Below are 15,623 nucleotides of genomic sequence, written 5' to 3' on the forward strand. Positions count from 1 at the left end.
TATTGATTTGCTCCTCGCTTCCTCGTCACGTAGGGTCGTGTTCACCGACGCGGGGTGGAGCAGCTCGGTAGCTCGCTGGGCTCATAACCCAGAGGTCGCAGGTTCAAATCCTGTCCCCGCTACTGAAGGCAAAGGCCCGGAAGCTCAGCTTCCGGGCCTTCGTCGTCACTGTTCGTCGTCACTCGCCGTCGTCACCCTTTGTGGCCGACCGCCTCCTCGTACAGAGCCCGGTCCACGGCCTTCTTCTCCGGAACCGGATCCCCTTCCGACACGCCCGCCGCGCGGTACGCGTCCTGGAGCCGGTCCGTCGAACCCGCGCGGATCTCCCAGTCCATCCGGAGCGACGGCGTCGACTTCAGTACCGCCTCGTCCGTCTTGAGGAGCTTCGCCAGGTCGGCGACGAACGAGGGGTCTTTCTTGTAGTCGCCCGCGAAATACGTGTTCACGGTCCGGATGTACGCGCGCAGCAGCGCCACGCCCGCGTCCACGTCGTCGTGCAGCAGGCTCGGGCCGAACAGCAGGCCGCCCAGCGGCTCGCCGAGCGGCTGACCGCCGAGGAAGGCGTACGCCGGGTCGCCGTCGACCTTGCGCCACACCGGGTCGAGGAGCCACGCCGAGTCCACGCCGCCGTTCTGGAGCGCCGTGAGGACGTCCGCCGAACCCAGCTGCTGGAACTGGACCTTGTCGAGGCCGCCGCCGTGCTTCTTCAGGGCCGTGTCCATCGGATACGCGATGACCGAGCCCTTGCCGATCATCGTGCCCATCCTGCGGCCCGACATCGGCACATGGTCCGCGCTCTCGCCCTTCTTCAGCCGCACCCACAGGCCGCTCTTCGATGCCGGGTCGGGCGAGAAGTTCCCGCTCACCCACTTGATGTCGAAGCCGCCGTTGACGCCGTTCATGACGGCCGCCTCCGGCGCCGCCCACTGCGCGTCGATCTCCCCCTTGGCCAGCAGGGGCAGCGCGTCCGGTGTCGGCAGCACCTTCAGGGTGACGTCCAGGTTCTCCTTCTCGAACTCACCCTTCTCGGCGGCGACCACCAGCGGCGCCACGTACTCGGCGCTGAGCGTCCCGGCGACGATCGTCAGCTTCTTCTTCTCCGCCAGGGGCTTCGGGGCGGGAGCGCCCTTCTCGCAGCGGGCGGGCGCGCGGTCCGGCGCGAGATCCGCCGGATCCGTCCAGCCCTTCGCGCAGCCGGCCACGTCCTGGACCGTACGCGGCTTCGCCGAGACCGGCGCCGGGTCGTCCTGCTGCGCGCAGCCCGCCGACGCGAGCAGGGCGCCCGCCGTCAGCAGGCCGAGCACGGTGGTGTGATGACGCGGGGACATACGTGTACGCATTCCGCCTCCGTACCGACGGTTCATGACTGGCCGCGTCCGCGGTCGCGCGGAGCCCACGGGGTGAGCAACCGGCCGAGGATCCGCACCAGTTCGGAGAAGAGCACGCCCAGGACGGCGACACAGACGATGCCGACGAACATGACGTCGTTCTGGAAGAGGGCGCGCGAGTCGAAGATCAGATGGCCCAGGCCGTTCGTCGCCGCGATCTGCTCCGACGCGACGATGACGAGGACCGCGACACCGGCCGCGATGCGCGCCCCGACCAGGACGGACGGCAGCGACGCGGGCAGCAGCACATGGCGGAACATCTGCCACGGGGACGCGCCGAAGACCTGGCCCGCGTCCCGGTGGCCCTCCGGCACCGCGATCACCGCGGCCATCGTGGAGATCCACACGAAGAAGAAGACCGTGGCCGCGACCAGCGCGACCTGCGGACCCTCGCCGAGCCCGAACATGTTCAGGAACACGGGCAGCAGCGCCAGCTTCGGCACCACGTACAGGGCGTCGAGCAGCGGCTCCAGGGCGGCCCGTACGAGGGAGAGGGAGCCCATCAGCAGGCCCAGGGCATAGCCCGCGACCGTGCCGATGGCGTAGCCCGCCAGGACGCGTTTCAGGGTCGCCCACACGTCCGGCCACAGGGCGCCGTCGCCCGCGCGGTCCCAGCCGTCGGCGAGGATCGTGCTGGGCGCCGGATACACCCGGTCGTCGATCCAGCCCTGGGCGGCGGCGAGTTGCCACAGCAGGACCAGGACCAGCGGAACGGCGACCGCGAGGGACAGCTCCAGGGCGCGGCGTCTGCGGTGGGTGCGTACGGGATGGAGTTCGCGGGGGCCGGGGCGGCGGACCAGGATCTTCTCGGAGGCGGGGGCGGCGGCGTCGTCCGCCGCGGCGGTGGGCTCCTTGCGCAGATCCGTGCTCATGCGGGCACCCCCTCGGCCGCCTCCGCACGGGCCTCCGCACGGGCCTCCGCACGGGCCTCCGTGCGGGTCGCGCCCCGGACCTCGCCGCGCAGCAGCTCCCACAGCTCGCTCTTGAGCGCGGTGAACTCCGGCGCGGCCCGGACCTCGCCGGTGCGGGGGCGGGCGAACGGCGGGTGGCGCTCGGCGATGATGCGACCGGGTCTGGCCGACATGACGAGCACGCGGTCGCCGAGGACGATCGCCTCTTCGAGGCTGTGCGTGATGAACAGGGTCGTCGTACGGGTCGTCTGGGTGAGGTCGAGGAGTTCGTCCTGGAGGATCGTGCGGAGCTGGGCGTCCAGGGCGGCGAACGGCTCGTCCATGAGCAGGATCTCGGGTTCCACGGCGAGCGCGCGGGCGATGGCCACGCGCTGGCGCATCCCGCCGGAGAGCGTGGCCGGATAGGCGCCCGCGAAGTCGGCCAGGCCCATGCGGGACAGCCAGTCGCTCGCCCGCGCGTTCGCCTCGCGGCGCGGTACGCGCTGGATGTCGAGGCCGAAGCGGACATTGGCCAGGACCGTCTTCCAGTCGTAGATCCCGTAGTCCTGGAAGATCATCGCGGCCGGGCGCGGTGAGTCCGTCCGGATCTCCAACTCGCCGGCGGTGGGGCGCAGAAGCCCCGCGGCGATCCTCAGGAGGGTGGACTTGCCGCAGCCGGACGGGCCGACGACACAGGTGAACTCGCCGGGGGCGACGGACAGATCGAGAGGTCCCAGGGCCGGCACGGCGGTGGGGCCCCGGCCGAAGGTGCGGGCCAGGTTCCTGGCGTGGAGTTTGGGTGGGGTGGTGGGTGGAGTGGTGGTCGGGGTCGTGGGCGGGGCGGTGGCTGGGGTCGTGGCCGGGGTGGCCGGTCGGGTGGAGGGCTGGGTGGCCGGTCGGGTGGTGGGTGGAGTTGTGGGTATCGGGTGCGGGTCTCCCACGGGTTCTCCTTGGCGGAGGGCGGTACGGGGGGTGGGCGGGCCCGACGATATGACGAACCGTCAGATTCGGGAAGGGGTCGCGCGGGGACCGCATGACCTTCGCACCCGTAACGCCATGCGGCCCGGATCGCCATGCCACCCGGATGGCCTTGCGGCCTACTTGGCCTTCGGGCCGCAGCGCATGCCGATGTACACGCACCCCGTGCCGTCGGGCAGCGTCGAGAAGACCACCGGCATGTAGTCCTCGCTGAACGCCGCGCCCACCCCCGTACCGGCGAAGACCGTCTCCGTCACCGGTATCAGCTCGATCTCCAGGGGCGCCGAGAAGTCCTTCATGCCGTCGACGAACTCGTACACCGCGTGTCCCGCGCCGTCCCGCTCGGTCACCGTGATGACCACGCCCTCGCGGCGGTACGTGCCGACCAGCGGCGCGAAGTCGACGGCCGGCGTGGGGGTCGGCGGGGTGAAGGGCTCCGGCATCGTCACGCCGGCCAGCTCGGCGAGCAGTTCCCGGTACAGCGCCGCGTACAGCTCACGCGCACCGCCGCCGTTGGTGAGCAGCGCGATCGCGACGCCTGCCGACGGCACCACGCGCAGATAGCCGTACTGCCCGATCGACGCGCCGTCGTGCCCGTACCCCCGCACGCCGTCCCAGTCGTAGAGGGTCCAGCCGAGACCCCAGCCGTCCGCGCTGACCGTCCACTTGTCGGGTGAGTCGACCACGCGCCGCTGCATTCGGGCGACCGTCTCCTCGGACAGCACACGGGTGCCGTCCTGCGCCACACCGCCGTTGAGGTGCATCCCCGCGAGCCGTACGACGTCGCCGGCCGTGGCGATGACCCGGCCGTAGGGGCCCGCCGACCGTGGCATCAGATCCCAGGACGGCGCCGGGTCCGGATCCTGGCCCGCCTCGCCCAGGTGTCCCATCGCCGCACGGAACCGCAGCGCCTCCTCGGGCAGCGTCATCGTGTGCGTGACGCCGAGCGGAGTGAGGAGGAGGTCCTTCAGCGCCTCGTCCCAGACCTTGCCGGTCACCACCTCGACGATCCGGCCGAGCACGTTGTACCCGACGCTGCTGTACGAGAGCGCGGTGCCCGGCGGGCAGTCGAGCGCCACGTCCTTCGCGGCCTCGACATACTTGGCGAGACAGTCGTCGCCGCGCCCGCTGTCGTGGGTGAAGTCGCAGGTCAAGCCGCTGGTGTGGCTGAGCAGTTGACGTATGGTGATCGCCTTGGTGGCCTCCGGATCGGCGACCGAGAACTCCGGCAGGACGGCCAGGACCGGTGCGTCCAGGTCCAGTGCGCCCGATTCGGCGAGCCGCATGACCAGGGTCGCGGTGTAGACCTTCGCGATCGAGCCCATCTGGAAGACCGAGTCGGTCGTCGCCTCCACGCCCGTACCACGATGCAGGACGCCACTGGCCAGTTCGTGGACCGTCCCGTCGGCGAGGACCGCGAGCGACGCGGCCGGGACCTGGTGGCGGGCGCGCAGAGCGTCGAGGCGGGCCTGCCAGTGGGCGAGGTCCACGAACTGGCCCGCCGAACCATGGCTTCCCCACGCGCCCCTGTCATCCCAGTTGCCCTGCTCGTCCCAGCTGACGTTCTTCGACATGTCTGCTCCCACCCGAGGCGTATCCGATCCGTACTCGATGCGTACGGCGTTCTCTCGATGCGAACACTGTACGCATGAGGGAACGGTGTACGCAAGAGCGTACGGCGTGCGCTATCGTGGGCGGGGCCGGACGGGACGAGTGGCGGGACGCGTGGCGATGGCGAGCAGGGACGAGGGATCGATGTCAGCCGACAGGAAGCCGGCCGGATCGGTGTGGACCCGGCCGCGCCCCCGGCAGCGGGAGCATCTGACCCGGGAGCAGATCGTGGCCGCCGCCATCGAGTTGCTGGACGCGGAGGGCGTCGAGGCGCTCAGCATGCGCAAGCTCGGCACCCATCTGGACGCCGCCGCGACCTCGCTCTACCGTCATGTCGCCAACAAGGACGAGCTGATCGAGCTGGTCGTGGACGACGTCTACGGCGAACTGGACCTACCGGTCGTCACCGGCCGCACCGAGTGGCGCGCGGCCGTCACCCGTACCGCCACCGAGCTGCGGGCGATGGCCCTGCGCCACCCCTGGATCGCCCCCCAGCTCGGCCAGGTCGGCCTTGTCCACATCGGTCCGAACGCCCTGCGGATGTCGTTGGGGCTGCTCGCGCAGTTCGAGGAAGCGGGCTTCCCGGCGGGGGAGCGGGACCAGGCCGTGGGGACGCTCACCGCGTACGTCATCGGGATCGCGACCGCCGAGGCCGCGTATCTCTCGCTGATCGCCCGCAGTGGCCGGACCGAGCGGGAGTGGGTGGCGGGCCTGCGTCCGGCCTTCGACGAGGCGTCGCGCGAGCACCCGGAGTTGCGCGAGGGAACCTCGGCCCAGCAGGACGTGGACCCGCGCCAGATTCGCGATGACGACTTCCGCTATGGGCTCGACCGGGTCCTGGACGGCCTGGCGGCCCGGCTCGACGCCTGAGCCCGGCCGGCCCTCAAGCCTGCGGCCGACCCTGGAGGGCCTGAAGGGCCTGAATCGCCTGATCTGAACGGAGACCCTAGGCGCCGGCGCAGTTGGGGCAGAGGCCCTTATAGGTCATTTCGACGTCCGAGACCGTGAAGCCGAAGCGCTCCGAGTCGGGGAGGTCGGCCAGCGGGTTGCCGCCCGGGTGGACGTCCCTGATGGCGCCGCAGCGCGCGCAGACCAGGTGATGGTGCGGGCGATGGGCGTTCGGGTCATAGCGCTTCGCGCGCTTGTCCGTCGCGACTTCCAGCACCTCGCCCAGCGAGACCAGCTCACCGAGCGTGTTGTAGACGGTGGCCCGGGAGATCTCGGGCAGCTTGGCCACGGCGCGCGCGTGCACCTCGTCGGCCGTCAGATGGACGTGGTCGCCGTCGAGCACCTCGGCCACCACGCGGCGCTGCGCGGTCATCCGCCATCCGCGTCCGCGCAGTCGTTCCAACAGGTCACTCATACGAACCAGCCTAACAGCCGGGAAACTAGATCCCGAACGGGTGTGACTTTGGACCTTCACTTGACTTAGACATTGTCCATCGTAGGATCAGGTATGACCTTGGGCAAGGGACAGGGCTTGCCCGACAGGACGCAGGAGGCGCACGTGACGTCGCAGGGACCGCTCACCACGGAGGCCGGCGCTCCGGTCGCCGACAACCAGAACAGCGAGACCGCCGGCGTCGGCGGCCCCGTACTGCTGCAGGACCAGGCGCTGCTGGAGAAGCTGGCGCACTTCAACCGTGAACGCATTCCGGAGCGCATCGTCCACGCGCGCGGTGCGGGTGCGTACGGCACCTTCACGGTGACCCGGGACGTGTCCCGGTGGACGCGCGCCCGGTTCCTCTCGGAGGTGGGCAAGCAGACCGAGACCTTCCTCCGGTTCTCCACCGTCGCGGGCAGCCTCGGCTCGGCCGACGCCGTGCGCGACCCGCGCGGTTTCGCGCTGAAGTTCTACACCGAGGACGGCAACTACGACCTCGTCGGGAACAACACGCCGGTGTTCTTCATCAAGGACGGCATCAAGTTCCCCGACTTCATCCACACGCAGAAGCGCGACCCGTACACGGGCTCCCAGGAGGCCGACAACGTATGGGACTTCTGGGGGCTGAGCCCCGAGAGCACCCATCAGGTGACCTGGCTGTTCGGCGACCGCGGCATCCCGGCGACGCTGCGCCACATGAACGGGTACGGCTCGCACACGTACCAGTGGAACAACGAGGCCGGAGAGGTCTTCTGGGTCAAGTACCACTTCAAGACCGACCAGGGCATCAAGAACCTGACGTCGGCCGAGGCCGCGGTGCTCGCGGGCGAGGACCCGGACTCGCACCAGCGCGATCTGCGCGAGTCCATCGAGCGCGGTGACTTCCCGTCCTGGACCGTGCAGGTGCAGATCATGCCGGCGGCCGACGCGGCGGCCTACCGCTTCAACCCGTTCGACCTGACCAAGGTCTGGCCGCACGCGGACTACCCGCCGATCGAGATCGGCAGGCTGGAGCTGAACCGCAACCCGGAGAACATCTTCGCCGAGGTCGAGCAGTCCATCTTCAGCCCCGCCCACTTCGTGCCGGGCATCGGACCCTCGCCGGACAAGATGCTCCAGGGCCGCCTCTTCGCGTACGGGGACGCCCACCGGTACCGCGTGGGCATCAACGCCGACCACCTGCCGGTGAACCGGCCGCACGCCACCGAAGCGCGCACCTACGGGCGCGACGGCAACCTGTACGACGGCCGGCACAAGGGTGCGAAGAACTACGAGCCGAACAGCTTCGGCGGCCCCGCCCAGACGGACCGCCCGCTCTGGGTGGAGTCGGCGGTATCCGGCGCCACCGGTAACCACGAGGCGCCGAGCCACCCCGAGGACAACGACTTCGTGCAGGCCGGCGACCTCTACCGGCTGATGTCGGACGACGAGAAGTCCCGCTTGATCGACAACCTCGCCGGGTTCATCGCGCAGGTCTCGCGCGACGAGATCGCCGAGCGTGCCGTCGCCAACTTCCGCCAGGCGGACGGCGACTTCGGCAAGCGGCTGGAGGCGGCGGTGCAGGCCCTGCGCGCCTGACACACCCCCGTGCGCGGTACGGCGCCCTCGCGGATCCTTCTTGCGCGGGCGCCGTCGCCGTACCGGCCTCCGTCCTCAGCCGACCAGCGTCGGGGTCGGACGCCGGGCGGGTGCCCAGCAGCGGATGATGTCGCGGACCGAGACGATGCCGATGGGCTCGCCGTGGTCCATGACGATGAGGTGCCGGAAGCCGCCGTGGGTCATCGCGCGGGCGGCCTCGTCCAGCGTCCAGGAGGGCGCGGCGAAGACGACGTCGGTCGTGGTGTGGGCGTGGGCGGTCTCCTCGTCGGGGCTCTGTCCGGTGCCCAGCGAGTTCAGGATGTCGCGCTCGGTGAGGATGCCTAGTCCACCGGCGTCGGGGTCGAGGACGACGGCCGCGCCGATACGGCGGGCCGCCATCAGGCGGGCGGCCTGGCGGAGTGTGTGTGCGGGGCCGATGGTGAGGACCACCGTGCTCATGGCGTCGCGGACGAGCATGGTCGGAGCCACCTCCCGGTGAGGGTTTCACAAGTTCACAAGTGAGGGGAGTTCCAGAGTGACAGCCCAAGCGCGAGTCAACAAGGGGTCAAGGGGTGGGGGGAATAAGTAACCTGCGGTGACAAATGCCGCGGGCCGGGTCGGTAGTACTCAGTAGCGCTCAGTAGCGCTCGTTGAGATAACCCAGCGCCTCGTCGTGCATCAGCCCGTTCGACGCCACCGCGTTGCCGCTGTGGGGACCCGGGCGGCCGTCCAGGCCCGTGAAGGTGCCGCCGGCCTCCGTCACGATGATCGCGTTCGCCGCCATGTCCCACAGCGAGAGTTCCGGCTCGGCGCACAGGTCGATCGATCCCTCGGCGACCATCATGTACGGCCAGAAATCCCCGTAACCCCGCGTCCGCCACACCGCACGGGTCAGATCGAGGAACCCGTCGAGGCGGCCCTGCTCCTCCCAGCCGGTCAGCGACGAGTACGCGAACGACGCGTCGGACAGCAGGGGCACCTTCGAGACCCGCAGCCGGGACGCGGACGTCAGACTGCGCCCGGTGAACGCCCCGCGGTCCAGCGCGGCCCACCAGCGGCGACCGAGCGCGGGCGCCGACACCAGACCGACCACCGGCTGGTAGCCGCCCTCGCCGGCCTCCATCAGGGAGATCAGCGTGGCCCACACGGGCACTCCGCGTACGTAGTTCTTCGTGCCGTCGATCGGGTCGATCACCCAGCGCCGGGGACCCGTGCCCTCGATCCCGTACTCCTCGCCCAGGACGGCGTCCCGTGGCCGTGCCCGCTGCAACTGGCCCCGGATCAGCTCCTCGGCCGCCTTGTCCGCCTCACTCACCGGCGTCATGTCCGGCTTGGTCTCGACCTTGAGGTCGAGCGCCTTGAACCGGTCCATCGTGACGGCGTCCGCGGCGTCGGCGAGGACATGGGCGAGACGCAGGTCATCGTGATAGTCGGGCATGGGCGAACAGTATCCATCCGCTCGCCGCACGGGCCACGGGGTCTCGCGCCGCGGATGCCTCCCCGGACGCCTCCCCGGACCCCCGGAACGCCCCCTGACGCGCTCCGGCACTCGGGGGAATGTCCTGCGGCGGGCCTTGACAGTGCCGATGCCCGCGTCAACTCTGGCAGCGGGATGGCACCGGGGCCGTTCGGCAGGGGAGGCGACGATGCCTTTGGCGCGGGAGTCGTTGCTGGACGCGGCCTTCACGGCGCTGGCCCGCCGCCCGTGGTCCGCCGTGCGGATGGTCGACGTGGCCGCCGTCGCCGGGGTCTCCCGGCAGACCCTCTACAACGAGTTCGGCAGCAAGGAAGGGCTGGCCCGCGCGCTGGTCCGCCGCGAGATCGACAGCTACCTGCTGGGCGCCGAGCGCGCCCTCAGAGGCCACCCCGAACCCCGGGAACGGCTCGCCGCCGTCGCCGAGTGGACCGTGACCGCCGCCCGCAGCAATCCGCTGATCCGCGCGGCGCTCACCGGACTGTGGAGCGAGCGGCTGCCGACGCCGGTCCTCACCGCCGTACCGTCGTCCGTCGCCATCCCCGCCCAGCGCCGCGCCGACGGGCCGCTGCCCTCGCCCGCCGATCTGCTCACCCTGGTCCGCGACCAGGCGGTCGGCGCGCTGATGGCTCCCGGCACCCCCCGCTCGCACGCCACGGACCTCGCCCGGCGCGCCGAACTCGCCCTGCGCCTGGCCCTGTCGAGCATCCTCGCGCCCGTCGGCGCCGGGGGAGTGGCCGCGCTCGTACGGGAGACCCTGGCCGCGCTGCCGAACCTCACGGCGTCACCCAGGGCGTGAGCCGTACGGGTCGGGGGGCAGTTCGGTCGGGTCAGTGCGCCGAGCCGGACAGTTGCAGGCCGACCACGCCGATGATGACGAACGAGATCGACACGATCTTCAGGGTCGACACCAGGTCGCCGAGGAAGATCATCCCGTAGATCGCGGTGCCCGCCGCGCCGATGCCCGTCCACACCGCGTACGCGGGGCCGACGTCCAGGCGCTTCAGCGCGAGCGTCAGCAGACCGAAGCTGCCGAGGGCGAACGACGCGAACGCGACCGTCGGCCACAGCCGTGTGAAGCCGTGCGACAGCTTCAGACAGACCGCGAATCCCGTCTCCAGAATCCCGGCCACGATGACCAGCAGCCACGCCATGTGAATGTCCTCCCGAGTCCCCACGTCCCGTGGCCACTTCGTCCCGGCTTGGTGCGCGCTTTGGTACGAGCTTGGTGCGATTATGCACTTACCTTGGTGGCGGATACGCAAACATCAGGATAGGGGCGGGGTTTTCAGTCCACGTCGTGACCCTCCCGCGACGCCAGCAGACGCCGCAGCGAGTACAGGCGCGCCGGATCCGCGTGCCCCTCGGCCACCCACGCGTCCAGCGCGCAGTCCGGCTCGTCGTGGCTGCACGCGCGCGGGCACCCCTCCGTGCCCGGCTCCAGATCGGGGAACGCCTTGATGACGCGGGACGGATCGATGTGCGCGAGCCCGAACGACCGTACGCCCGGGGTGTCGATGACCCAGCCGTCCGCCCCGCTCAGCGGCAGGGCCAGCGCGGACGTGGTGGTGTGCCGGCCGCGGCCCGTGACCGCGTTGACGTGCCCGGTGGTCCGGCGCCGCTCCTCGGGCACCAGGGTGTTCACCAGCGTCGTCTTGCCGACGCCCGAGTGCCCGACGAACGCCGTGATCCGGCCCGCCAGCAACTCCATGACGCGGCCCGTCGCCGTGCCGTCCTCCAGCTCCTGACGTGACGTCACCACATAGGGCATGCCCAGCGCGTCGTACGTCTCCAGGAGCTTGTCCGGCGGGGCGAGGTCCGACTTGGTGAGCACCAGGAGCGGATCGAGACCGGCGTCGTACGCGGCGACCAGACAGCGGTCGATCAGGCGCGGCCGGGGCTCCGGGTCGGCGAGTGCGGTGACGATGGCGAGCTGGTCCGCGTTGGCGACGATGACCCGCTCGTAGGGGTCGTCGTCGTCGGCCGTGCGGCGCAGGACCGAGGTGCGGGGCTCGATGCGGACGATCCGCGCGAGGGTGTCCTTCTTGCCTGACAGATCACCGACGAGCGCGACCTGGTCGCCCACCACGGCGGCCTTGCGGCCCAGTTCGCGGGCCTTCATCGCCATGACGACGCGGCCGTCGACGAGGCACGTCAGCCGGCCCCGGTCGACGGTCAGGACCATGCCGTCGGCCGCGTCCTCGTGCTTCGGCCGGATGCTCGTACGCGGCCGGTTGCCCTTGCGGTTGGGGCGGACCCGGATGTCGTCCTCGTCGGGGTTCTTGCCGTAGCGGCGCATCGTCGGTCGGCCCGTCAGTTCCCGAGCATCCCGGTCCACAGATCGGGGAAGTCGGGCAGGGTCTTCGCGGTCGTCCCCACGTTCTCGATCACCACTCCGTCCACCACCAGACCGATCAGGGCACCCGCCGTCGCCATCCGGTGGTCGTCGTACGTGTGGAAGGTTCCGCCGTGCAGCGGGCGCGGGCGGATGTGCAGGCCGTCGGCGGTCTCGGTGACATCGCCGCCCAGCTCGTTGATCTCCTTGGTCAGCGCGGCGAGGCGGTCCGTCTCGTGCAGCCGCAGATGCGACACACCGCGCAGCGTCGACGGGGAGTCCGCGAGGGCCGCGACCGCCGCGATACCGGGGGTCAGCTCACCGACCTCGCCGAGGTCGACGTCGATGCCCTGCACCTTGCCCGACCCGGTGAACACCAGACCGTGTGCCGTCAGCTCGCAGGAGCCGCCCATCGCGGTGAAGATCTCCCGCAGCCGGTCACCCGGCTGTGTGGTGCGCTCGGGCCAGTCCGGGATCACGACCCGGCCGCCGGTCACCAGCGCCGCCGCCAGGAACGGCTGCGCGTTCGACAGATCCGGCTCCACCGTCACGTCCATGCCGAGCAGGGCGCCCGGGGTGACCCGCCACACGTTCGGCTCGCCGCCCGACTCGGGGGTGTCCACCTGCGCCCCGGCCGCGCGCAGCATGTCGACCGTCATCCGGATGTGCGGCATCGACGGCAGCGTGCCCCCGATGTGCCGTACCTCCACGCCCTGGTTGAAGCGCGGCCCGGACAGCAGCAGCGCGCTCACGAACTGCGAGGACGACGACGCGTCGATCTCGACGGTCCCGCCGTCCAGCGCGCCGCCGCCGTGCACGGTCATCGGCAGCGCGCCCCGCCCGTCGTCGTCGATCCGGGCGCCCAGCACCCGCAGCGCGTCGATCACTCCGTTCAGCGGTCGCTCGTACGAGCGGGGGTCGCCGTCGAAACGGACCGGGCCGTCGGCCAGCGCGGCGACCGGCGGCAGGAAGCGCATGACCGTGCCCGCGTTGCCCACGTCGACCGTCGCCGGGCCGTGCAGCCCCGCCGGGATGACCCGCCACGCCTCACCCGCGACGCCCGGGGCGCCCGCCCCCGCCGAACTGGAGGACACCGTCTCCTCGATGCCCACGCCCATCGCGCGCAGCGCGCCCGCCATCAGCAAGGTGTCGCGCGAGCGCAGCGGGCGGCGCAGCCAGCCCGGCTCGGCCGCGAGCGCGGAGAGCACCAGGGCCCGGTTGGTGACCGACTTCGATCCGGGCACCTGGACCGTCGCGGCGACGGCGCCGCTCGCGTGCGGGGCGGGCCAGAGGGAGGCGTGGGCTGGGTTCACGGTCATGTTCTTTACCTTAGTGGCTCAGTAGGGGCCCCGATCTTGATCAAATACGGCGAAACCCTGTCGAAACAGGGGCCTGCGGGGGTTGGCCGGGTCGGGCGGTCGGGTCCGGGACGGGTGGTCAGGTCAGGGAAGCCGTCCAGTGCGTGACCGCGTCCGTGAGGTGCCGCAGCGCCTCGTCCTGCGTCAGGGCCGCCCGCTTCGGGACGGAGAAGGAGTGGTCGGCCTCCGGCACCTCGGTCAGGTCGTATGGGCCCGGGGGGAATTCGGACGGACGGCCGAAGGAGTCGTTGCCGCCCTGGACGACGAGGGTGGGGACCCCGGCGCCGAGCAGTTCGTCGGCGCGGGACTTCTCGGGCCTGCCCGGCGGATGCAGAGGGAAGGCGAGCGCGAGTACGGCATGCGCGCCCAGCTCGGACGCGGTACGGCAGGCGACGCGGGCCCCGGCGCTGCGACCGCCGGCGACCACCGGCACCCCGGCCTCCGCCAGCGCGGGCCACACTCCACGCCAGCCGGTGTCCAGCGTCTTCGGGGCGGGCGCGAGCCGCTTGCCCGCGACCCGCCAGGGCTGCTCGACGAGGGCGACGGTCACGCCGTGCGCGGGTAGCGCGGCGGCCAGGGCCGCCAGGTCGCGGGCCTCGATGCCGCCGCCCGCGCCATGGCCGAGGGCGAGCACGAGACGGGCCGTGCGCGCCGGGTGCCAGGTGATACGTGCCGCTCCGGCCTCGGTGTCGACGCTCTCGGTACGGGTCGTGGGGGTCTGGGTACGGGTCACGTACCCATCCTGCCGTGCGACCGGGTCCCCGGCCCTCAGAGACCGAGCAGCCAGCGCCCGCCGCCTATCAGCGAGCACAGGGACACCGCGTGGAAGAGGAAGAACCACATCGCGGCGGGCACATGGGTGAGCCGGGACAGCTGGTCCGCGTCGGAGTCGCCCGCGCCGCCACGGCGCCGCTTGCGCTGGAGTTCGAAGGCGGGCCGCACTCCGCCGAGCAGCAGGAACCAGACCACGGCGTACGCGAAGGCCGCCTGCACCTGGGGTCCGGCGAGCCAGGACACCAGCAGGAAGCTGCCGCCCGCGACGACGACGGTGAGGACGCCGTACGCGTTGCGGATCATCACCAGCATCGCGACGAGCAGCAGCGTCGCCAGCCACAGCAGCGCGGTGATGTGCCCGGCGGCGAGCAGCGCGGCGCCGCCGAGGCCGAGCAGCGGGGGCGCGGTGTAGCCGGCGGCGGCCGTGAGGATCATGCCGATGCCGGTCGGCTTGCCCCGGCTGACCGTCAGGCCCGAGGTGTCCGAGTGCAGCCGTATGCCGTCGAGACGGCGCCCGGTGACCAGGGCTATGAGCCCGTGCCCGCCCTCGTGGGCGATGGTGATGGCGTTGCGGGACAGCCGCCAGACGACGTGCGGGACGGTCACGGCGAGCGCGGCGACCGCGGTGGCGATCACCACCCAGGTGTCCGGGTCGGGCTGGGTGCCGAAGACACGGTCCCAGAGGTCGGTGAGGCTGGCGTCGGCGAGGGTGTTCATGGGGCGGGCGGCTCCCTCAAGGGGGTGGGGGTCTGGCAGTGTGGCACGTATGTGCGGACGGTATGCGGCAAGTCGTAGGCCCGAGGATCTCGCAGGAATCTTTGAGATCGAGAAGTGGGAGCCGGAGGAGACCCTGGCCCCGGACTGGAACGTGGCACCGACGAAGGAGGTCTACGCCGTCCTCGACCGTCCCGTGAAAGACGTCGACGACCCGCGTCCGGTTCGCCAGCTGCGGAAACTCAAGTGGGGCCTGGTCCCGTCCTGGGCGAAGAGCCCCGAGGGCGCGGCCCGGATGATCAACGCGCGCGCGGAGACCGTCCACGAGAAGCCGTCGTACCGCAGGGCCTTCGCCACACGGCGCTGCATCATCCCGGCGGACGGCTATTACGAGTGGGTGACCGGCGCCGGCGAGCGGGACCTGGAGGTCGAGGGCAAGAAGAAGCGCCCGCGCAAGCAGCCGTACTTCGTCACTCCGGCGGACGGTTCGGTGTTCGCGATGGCGGGCCTCTACGAGTTCTGGCGGGACCGCACACTCCCCGACGACCATCCGCTGGCCTGGTGGGTGACGTGCTCGGTGATCACGACGGAGGCGGAGACCACCCCGCTGGCCGTCGCCCCGGCCGACGGCCCGTACACCCTGTCCGAGATCCACCCCCGGATGCCGCTGATGCTCACCCCGGACCGCTGGGACACCTGGCTCGACCCGTCCCGCACGGACCCCGACGACCTGCGCGACCTGCTGGCCCCACCACCTGAGGGCCTGATGCGGGCGTACCCGGTGTCGACGGCCGTGAGCAATGTCCGCAACAACGGGGCGGAACTCCTGAAGGAACTGGAGGGCCCGGAGGAGTCGACCCTGTTCTGATCTGTTCTGGCCTGTTCTGGCCTGTTCCGAACGCACTGTGACCGGTCGATCACACCCGTCCGCCGGTGCCCGCCCGAGGGGGAATGCCCGGCGCGGTGTCGGTGTTGTGGGCGGTACAGACGTTCGTACGAAAGGGAGACCGCCGCATGGGTTCGACCATCTGCCCGAGCCGTAGCAGCTCCAGCGCACTGGAGTGGACGGTGCTGCGTGCGGCGGGCGGGGCTGATCGACCGGCCCTGACCACGCATGGTCGACTATCCTCCGATTCGAG

General features: G+C 71.1%; 16 protein-coding genes and 1 tRNA gene. 5 read left to right on the plus strand and 12 right to left on the minus strand.

The annotated features are described in order from the left end of the window. Positions 1 to 48: 48 nt before the first annotated feature. Positions 49 to 122: transfer RNA gene (locus tag ACIQNU_RS13325), tRNA-Met, on the plus strand. A gap of 69 nt (positions 123 to 191) precedes the next feature. Here the strand turns inward: ACIQNU_RS13325 and ACIQNU_RS13330 are convergent. The 4 genes from ACIQNU_RS13330 to ACIQNU_RS13345 form a co-directional block, all read right to left on the minus strand. Beyond that, positions 192 to 1,340 (minus strand): ABC transporter substrate-binding protein, encoded by a 1,149-nt coding sequence (locus ACIQNU_RS13330; protein WP_401365301.1) that lies wholly within the window; start codon positions 1,338 to 1,340, stop codon positions 192 to 194. Between the two features lie 20 nt (positions 1,341 to 1,360). Then, positions 1,361 to 2,260: an ABC transporter permease gene (locus tag ACIQNU_RS13335; protein ID WP_401365304.1), complete on the minus strand. Its 900-nt coding sequence runs from the start codon at positions 2,258 to 2,260 to the stop codon at positions 1,361 to 1,363. Next, complete coding sequence (locus ACIQNU_RS13340) at positions 2,257 to 3,057, minus strand: ABC transporter ATP-binding protein (RefSeq protein WP_401365638.1); 801 nt, start codon at positions 3,055 to 3,057, stop codon at positions 2,257 to 2,259. Before ACIQNU_RS13340 ends, ACIQNU_RS13335 begins: the two co-directional genes overlap by 4 nt. Before the next feature lie 318 nt (positions 3,058 to 3,375). Beyond that, the gene (locus ACIQNU_RS13345) at positions 3,376 to 4,830 is read right to left on the minus strand and encodes a serine hydrolase domain-containing protein (RefSeq protein WP_401365307.1); all 1,455 of its coding nucleotides are present in this window, start codon (positions 4,828 to 4,830) and stop codon (positions 3,376 to 3,378) included. A 181-nt stretch (positions 4,831 to 5,011) separates the two neighbouring features. On the opposite strand from ACIQNU_RS13345, the gene ACIQNU_RS13350 reads away from it, so the two are divergent. Beyond that, positions 5,012 to 5,737 carry a TetR/AcrR family transcriptional regulator gene (locus ACIQNU_RS13350; RefSeq protein WP_401365310.1) on the plus strand — a complete coding sequence of 242 codons (726 nt, stop codon included), beginning with the start codon at positions 5,012 to 5,014 and terminating at the stop codon, positions 5,735 to 5,737. Positions 5,738 to 5,813: 76 nt separating this feature from the next. Here ACIQNU_RS13350 and ACIQNU_RS13355 read toward each other — a convergent pair whose 3' ends face one another. Continuing rightward, complete coding sequence (locus tag ACIQNU_RS13355) at positions 5,814 to 6,230, minus strand: Fur family transcriptional regulator (protein ID WP_401365313.1); 417 nt, start codon at positions 6,228 to 6,230, stop codon at positions 5,814 to 5,816. A gap of 93 nt (positions 6,231 to 6,323) precedes the next feature. Between ACIQNU_RS13355 and ACIQNU_RS13360 the strand changes: the two genes are divergently transcribed. Then, entirely contained in the window at positions 6,324 to 7,829 is a 1,506-nt protein-coding gene (locus ACIQNU_RS13360; RefSeq protein WP_401365316.1) for a catalase, read from the plus strand. Between the two features lie 75 nt (positions 7,830 to 7,904). Here the strand turns inward: ACIQNU_RS13360 and ACIQNU_RS13365 are convergent, their stop codons facing one another. Both ACIQNU_RS13365 and hisN read right to left on the minus strand, forming a co-directional pair. Then, the gene (locus ACIQNU_RS13365; RefSeq protein WP_401365319.1) at positions 7,905 to 8,306 is read right to left on the minus strand and encodes a cyclic nucleotide-binding/CBS domain-containing protein; all 402 of its coding nucleotides are present in this window, start codon (positions 8,304 to 8,306) and stop codon (positions 7,905 to 7,907) included. 160 nt (positions 8,307 to 8,466) lie between these two features. Beyond that, a complete protein-coding gene (gene hisN / locus ACIQNU_RS13370) occupies positions 8,467 to 9,267 on the minus strand; it encodes a histidinol-phosphatase (RefSeq protein ID WP_401365322.1) in 801 nt (266 codons plus the stop codon). A 208-nt stretch (positions 9,268 to 9,475) separates the two neighbouring features. Between hisN and ACIQNU_RS13375 the strand changes: the two genes are divergently transcribed. Next, a complete protein-coding gene (locus ACIQNU_RS13375) occupies positions 9,476 to 10,102 on the plus strand; it encodes a TetR/AcrR family transcriptional regulator (RefSeq protein ID WP_401365325.1) in 627 nt (208 codons plus the stop codon). A gap of 31 nt (positions 10,103 to 10,133) precedes the next feature. Here the strand turns inward: ACIQNU_RS13375 and ACIQNU_RS13380 are convergent, their stop codons facing one another. The 5 genes from ACIQNU_RS13380 to ACIQNU_RS13400 all read right to left on the minus strand — a co-directional run bounded on the left by ACIQNU_RS13380 (position 10,134) and on the right by ACIQNU_RS13400 (position 14,487). After that, positions 10,134 to 10,457, minus strand: coding sequence for a DMT family transporter (locus tag ACIQNU_RS13380; RefSeq protein WP_401365327.1), 324 nt, complete (start codon positions 10,455 to 10,457; stop codon positions 10,134 to 10,136). Positions 10,458 to 10,591: 134 nt separating this feature from the next. After that, on the minus strand, positions 10,592 to 11,602 hold the full coding sequence (rsgA, locus tag ACIQNU_RS13385) for a ribosome small subunit-dependent GTPase A (RefSeq protein ID WP_401365330.1): 1,011 nt from the start codon (positions 11,600 to 11,602) through the stop codon (positions 10,592 to 10,594). Positions 11,603 to 11,616: 14 nt separating this feature from the next. Beyond that, positions 11,617 to 12,957: a 3-phosphoshikimate 1-carboxyvinyltransferase gene (gene aroA, locus ACIQNU_RS13390; protein WP_401365333.1), complete on the minus strand. Its 1,341-nt coding sequence runs from the start codon at positions 12,955 to 12,957 to the stop codon at positions 11,617 to 11,619. A 118-nt stretch (positions 12,958 to 13,075) separates the two neighbouring features. Next, on the minus strand, positions 13,076 to 13,729 hold the full coding sequence (locus ACIQNU_RS13395) for an alpha/beta family hydrolase (protein WP_401365336.1): 654 nt from the start codon (positions 13,727 to 13,729) through the stop codon (positions 13,076 to 13,078). Between the two features lie 35 nt (positions 13,730 to 13,764). After that, positions 13,765 to 14,487 carry a M50 family metallopeptidase gene (locus ACIQNU_RS13400; RefSeq protein WP_401365338.1) on the minus strand — a complete coding sequence of 241 codons (723 nt, stop codon included), beginning with the start codon at positions 14,485 to 14,487 and terminating at the stop codon, positions 13,765 to 13,767. Between the two features lie 49 nt (positions 14,488 to 14,536). Here ACIQNU_RS13400 and ACIQNU_RS13405 point away from each other — a divergent pair, with 49 nt between their 5' ends. Next, positions 14,537 to 15,352, plus strand: a complete 816-nt coding sequence (locus tag ACIQNU_RS13405; RefSeq protein ID WP_401365341.1) for an SOS response-associated peptidase — start codon at positions 14,537 to 14,539, stop codon at positions 15,350 to 15,352. The last annotated feature ends 271 nt before the right edge of the window (positions 15,353 to 15,623 follow it).

It is taken from the genome of Streptomyces sp. NPDC091292, assembly GCF_044757265.1.
In the GTDB taxonomy this organism is placed as follows: domain Bacteria; phylum Actinomycetota; class Actinomycetes; order Streptomycetales; family Streptomycetaceae; genus Streptomyces.

Bases quoted from the DNA above. Each gene is read 5' to 3' on its own strand.
- ACIQNU_RS13330 (WP_401365301.1), bottom strand. From the start codon at position 1,340: ATGCGTACACGTATGTCCCCGCGTCATCACACCACCGTGCTCGGCCTG.
- ACIQNU_RS13335 (WP_401365304.1), bottom strand. From the start codon at position 2,260: ATGAGCACGGATCTGCGCAAGGAGCCCACCGCCGCGGCGGACGACGCC.
- ACIQNU_RS13345 (WP_401365307.1), bottom strand. From the start codon at position 4,830: ATGTCGAAGAACGTCAGCTGGGACGAGCAGGGCAACTGGGATGACAGG.
- ACIQNU_RS13350 (WP_401365310.1), top strand. From the start codon at position 5,012: ATGTCAGCCGACAGGAAGCCGGCCGGATCGGTGTGGACCCGGCCGCGC.
- ACIQNU_RS13355 (WP_401365313.1), bottom strand. From the start codon at position 6,230: ATGAGTGACCTGTTGGAACGACTGCGCGGACGCGGATGGCGGATGACC.
- ACIQNU_RS13360 (WP_401365316.1), top strand. From the start codon at position 6,324: ATGACCTTGGGCAAGGGACAGGGCTTGCCCGACAGGACGCAGGAGGCG.
- ACIQNU_RS13365 (WP_401365319.1), bottom strand. From the start codon at position 8,306: ATGCTCGTCCGCGACGCCATGAGCACGGTGGTCCTCACCATCGGCCCC.
- hisN (WP_401365322.1), bottom strand. From the start codon at position 9,267: ATGCCCGACTATCACGATGACCTGCGTCTCGCCCATGTCCTCGCCGAC.
- ACIQNU_RS13375 (WP_401365325.1), top strand. From the start codon at position 9,476: ATGCCTTTGGCGCGGGAGTCGTTGCTGGACGCGGCCTTCACGGCGCTG.
- ACIQNU_RS13380 (WP_401365327.1), bottom strand. From the start codon at position 10,457: ATGGCGTGGCTGCTGGTCATCGTGGCCGGGATTCTGGAGACGGGATTC.
- rsgA (WP_401365330.1), bottom strand. From the start codon at position 11,602: ATGCGCCGCTACGGCAAGAACCCCGACGAGGACGACATCCGGGTCCGC.
- aroA (WP_401365333.1), bottom strand. From the start codon at position 12,957: ATGACCGTGAACCCAGCCCACGCCTCCCTCTGGCCCGCCCCGCACGCG.
- ACIQNU_RS13400 (WP_401365338.1), bottom strand. From the start codon at position 14,487: ATGAACACCCTCGCCGACGCCAGCCTCACCGACCTCTGGGACCGTGTC.
- ACIQNU_RS13405 (WP_401365341.1), top strand. From the start codon at position 14,537: ATGTGCGGACGGTATGCGGCAAGTCGTAGGCCCGAGGATCTCGCAGGA.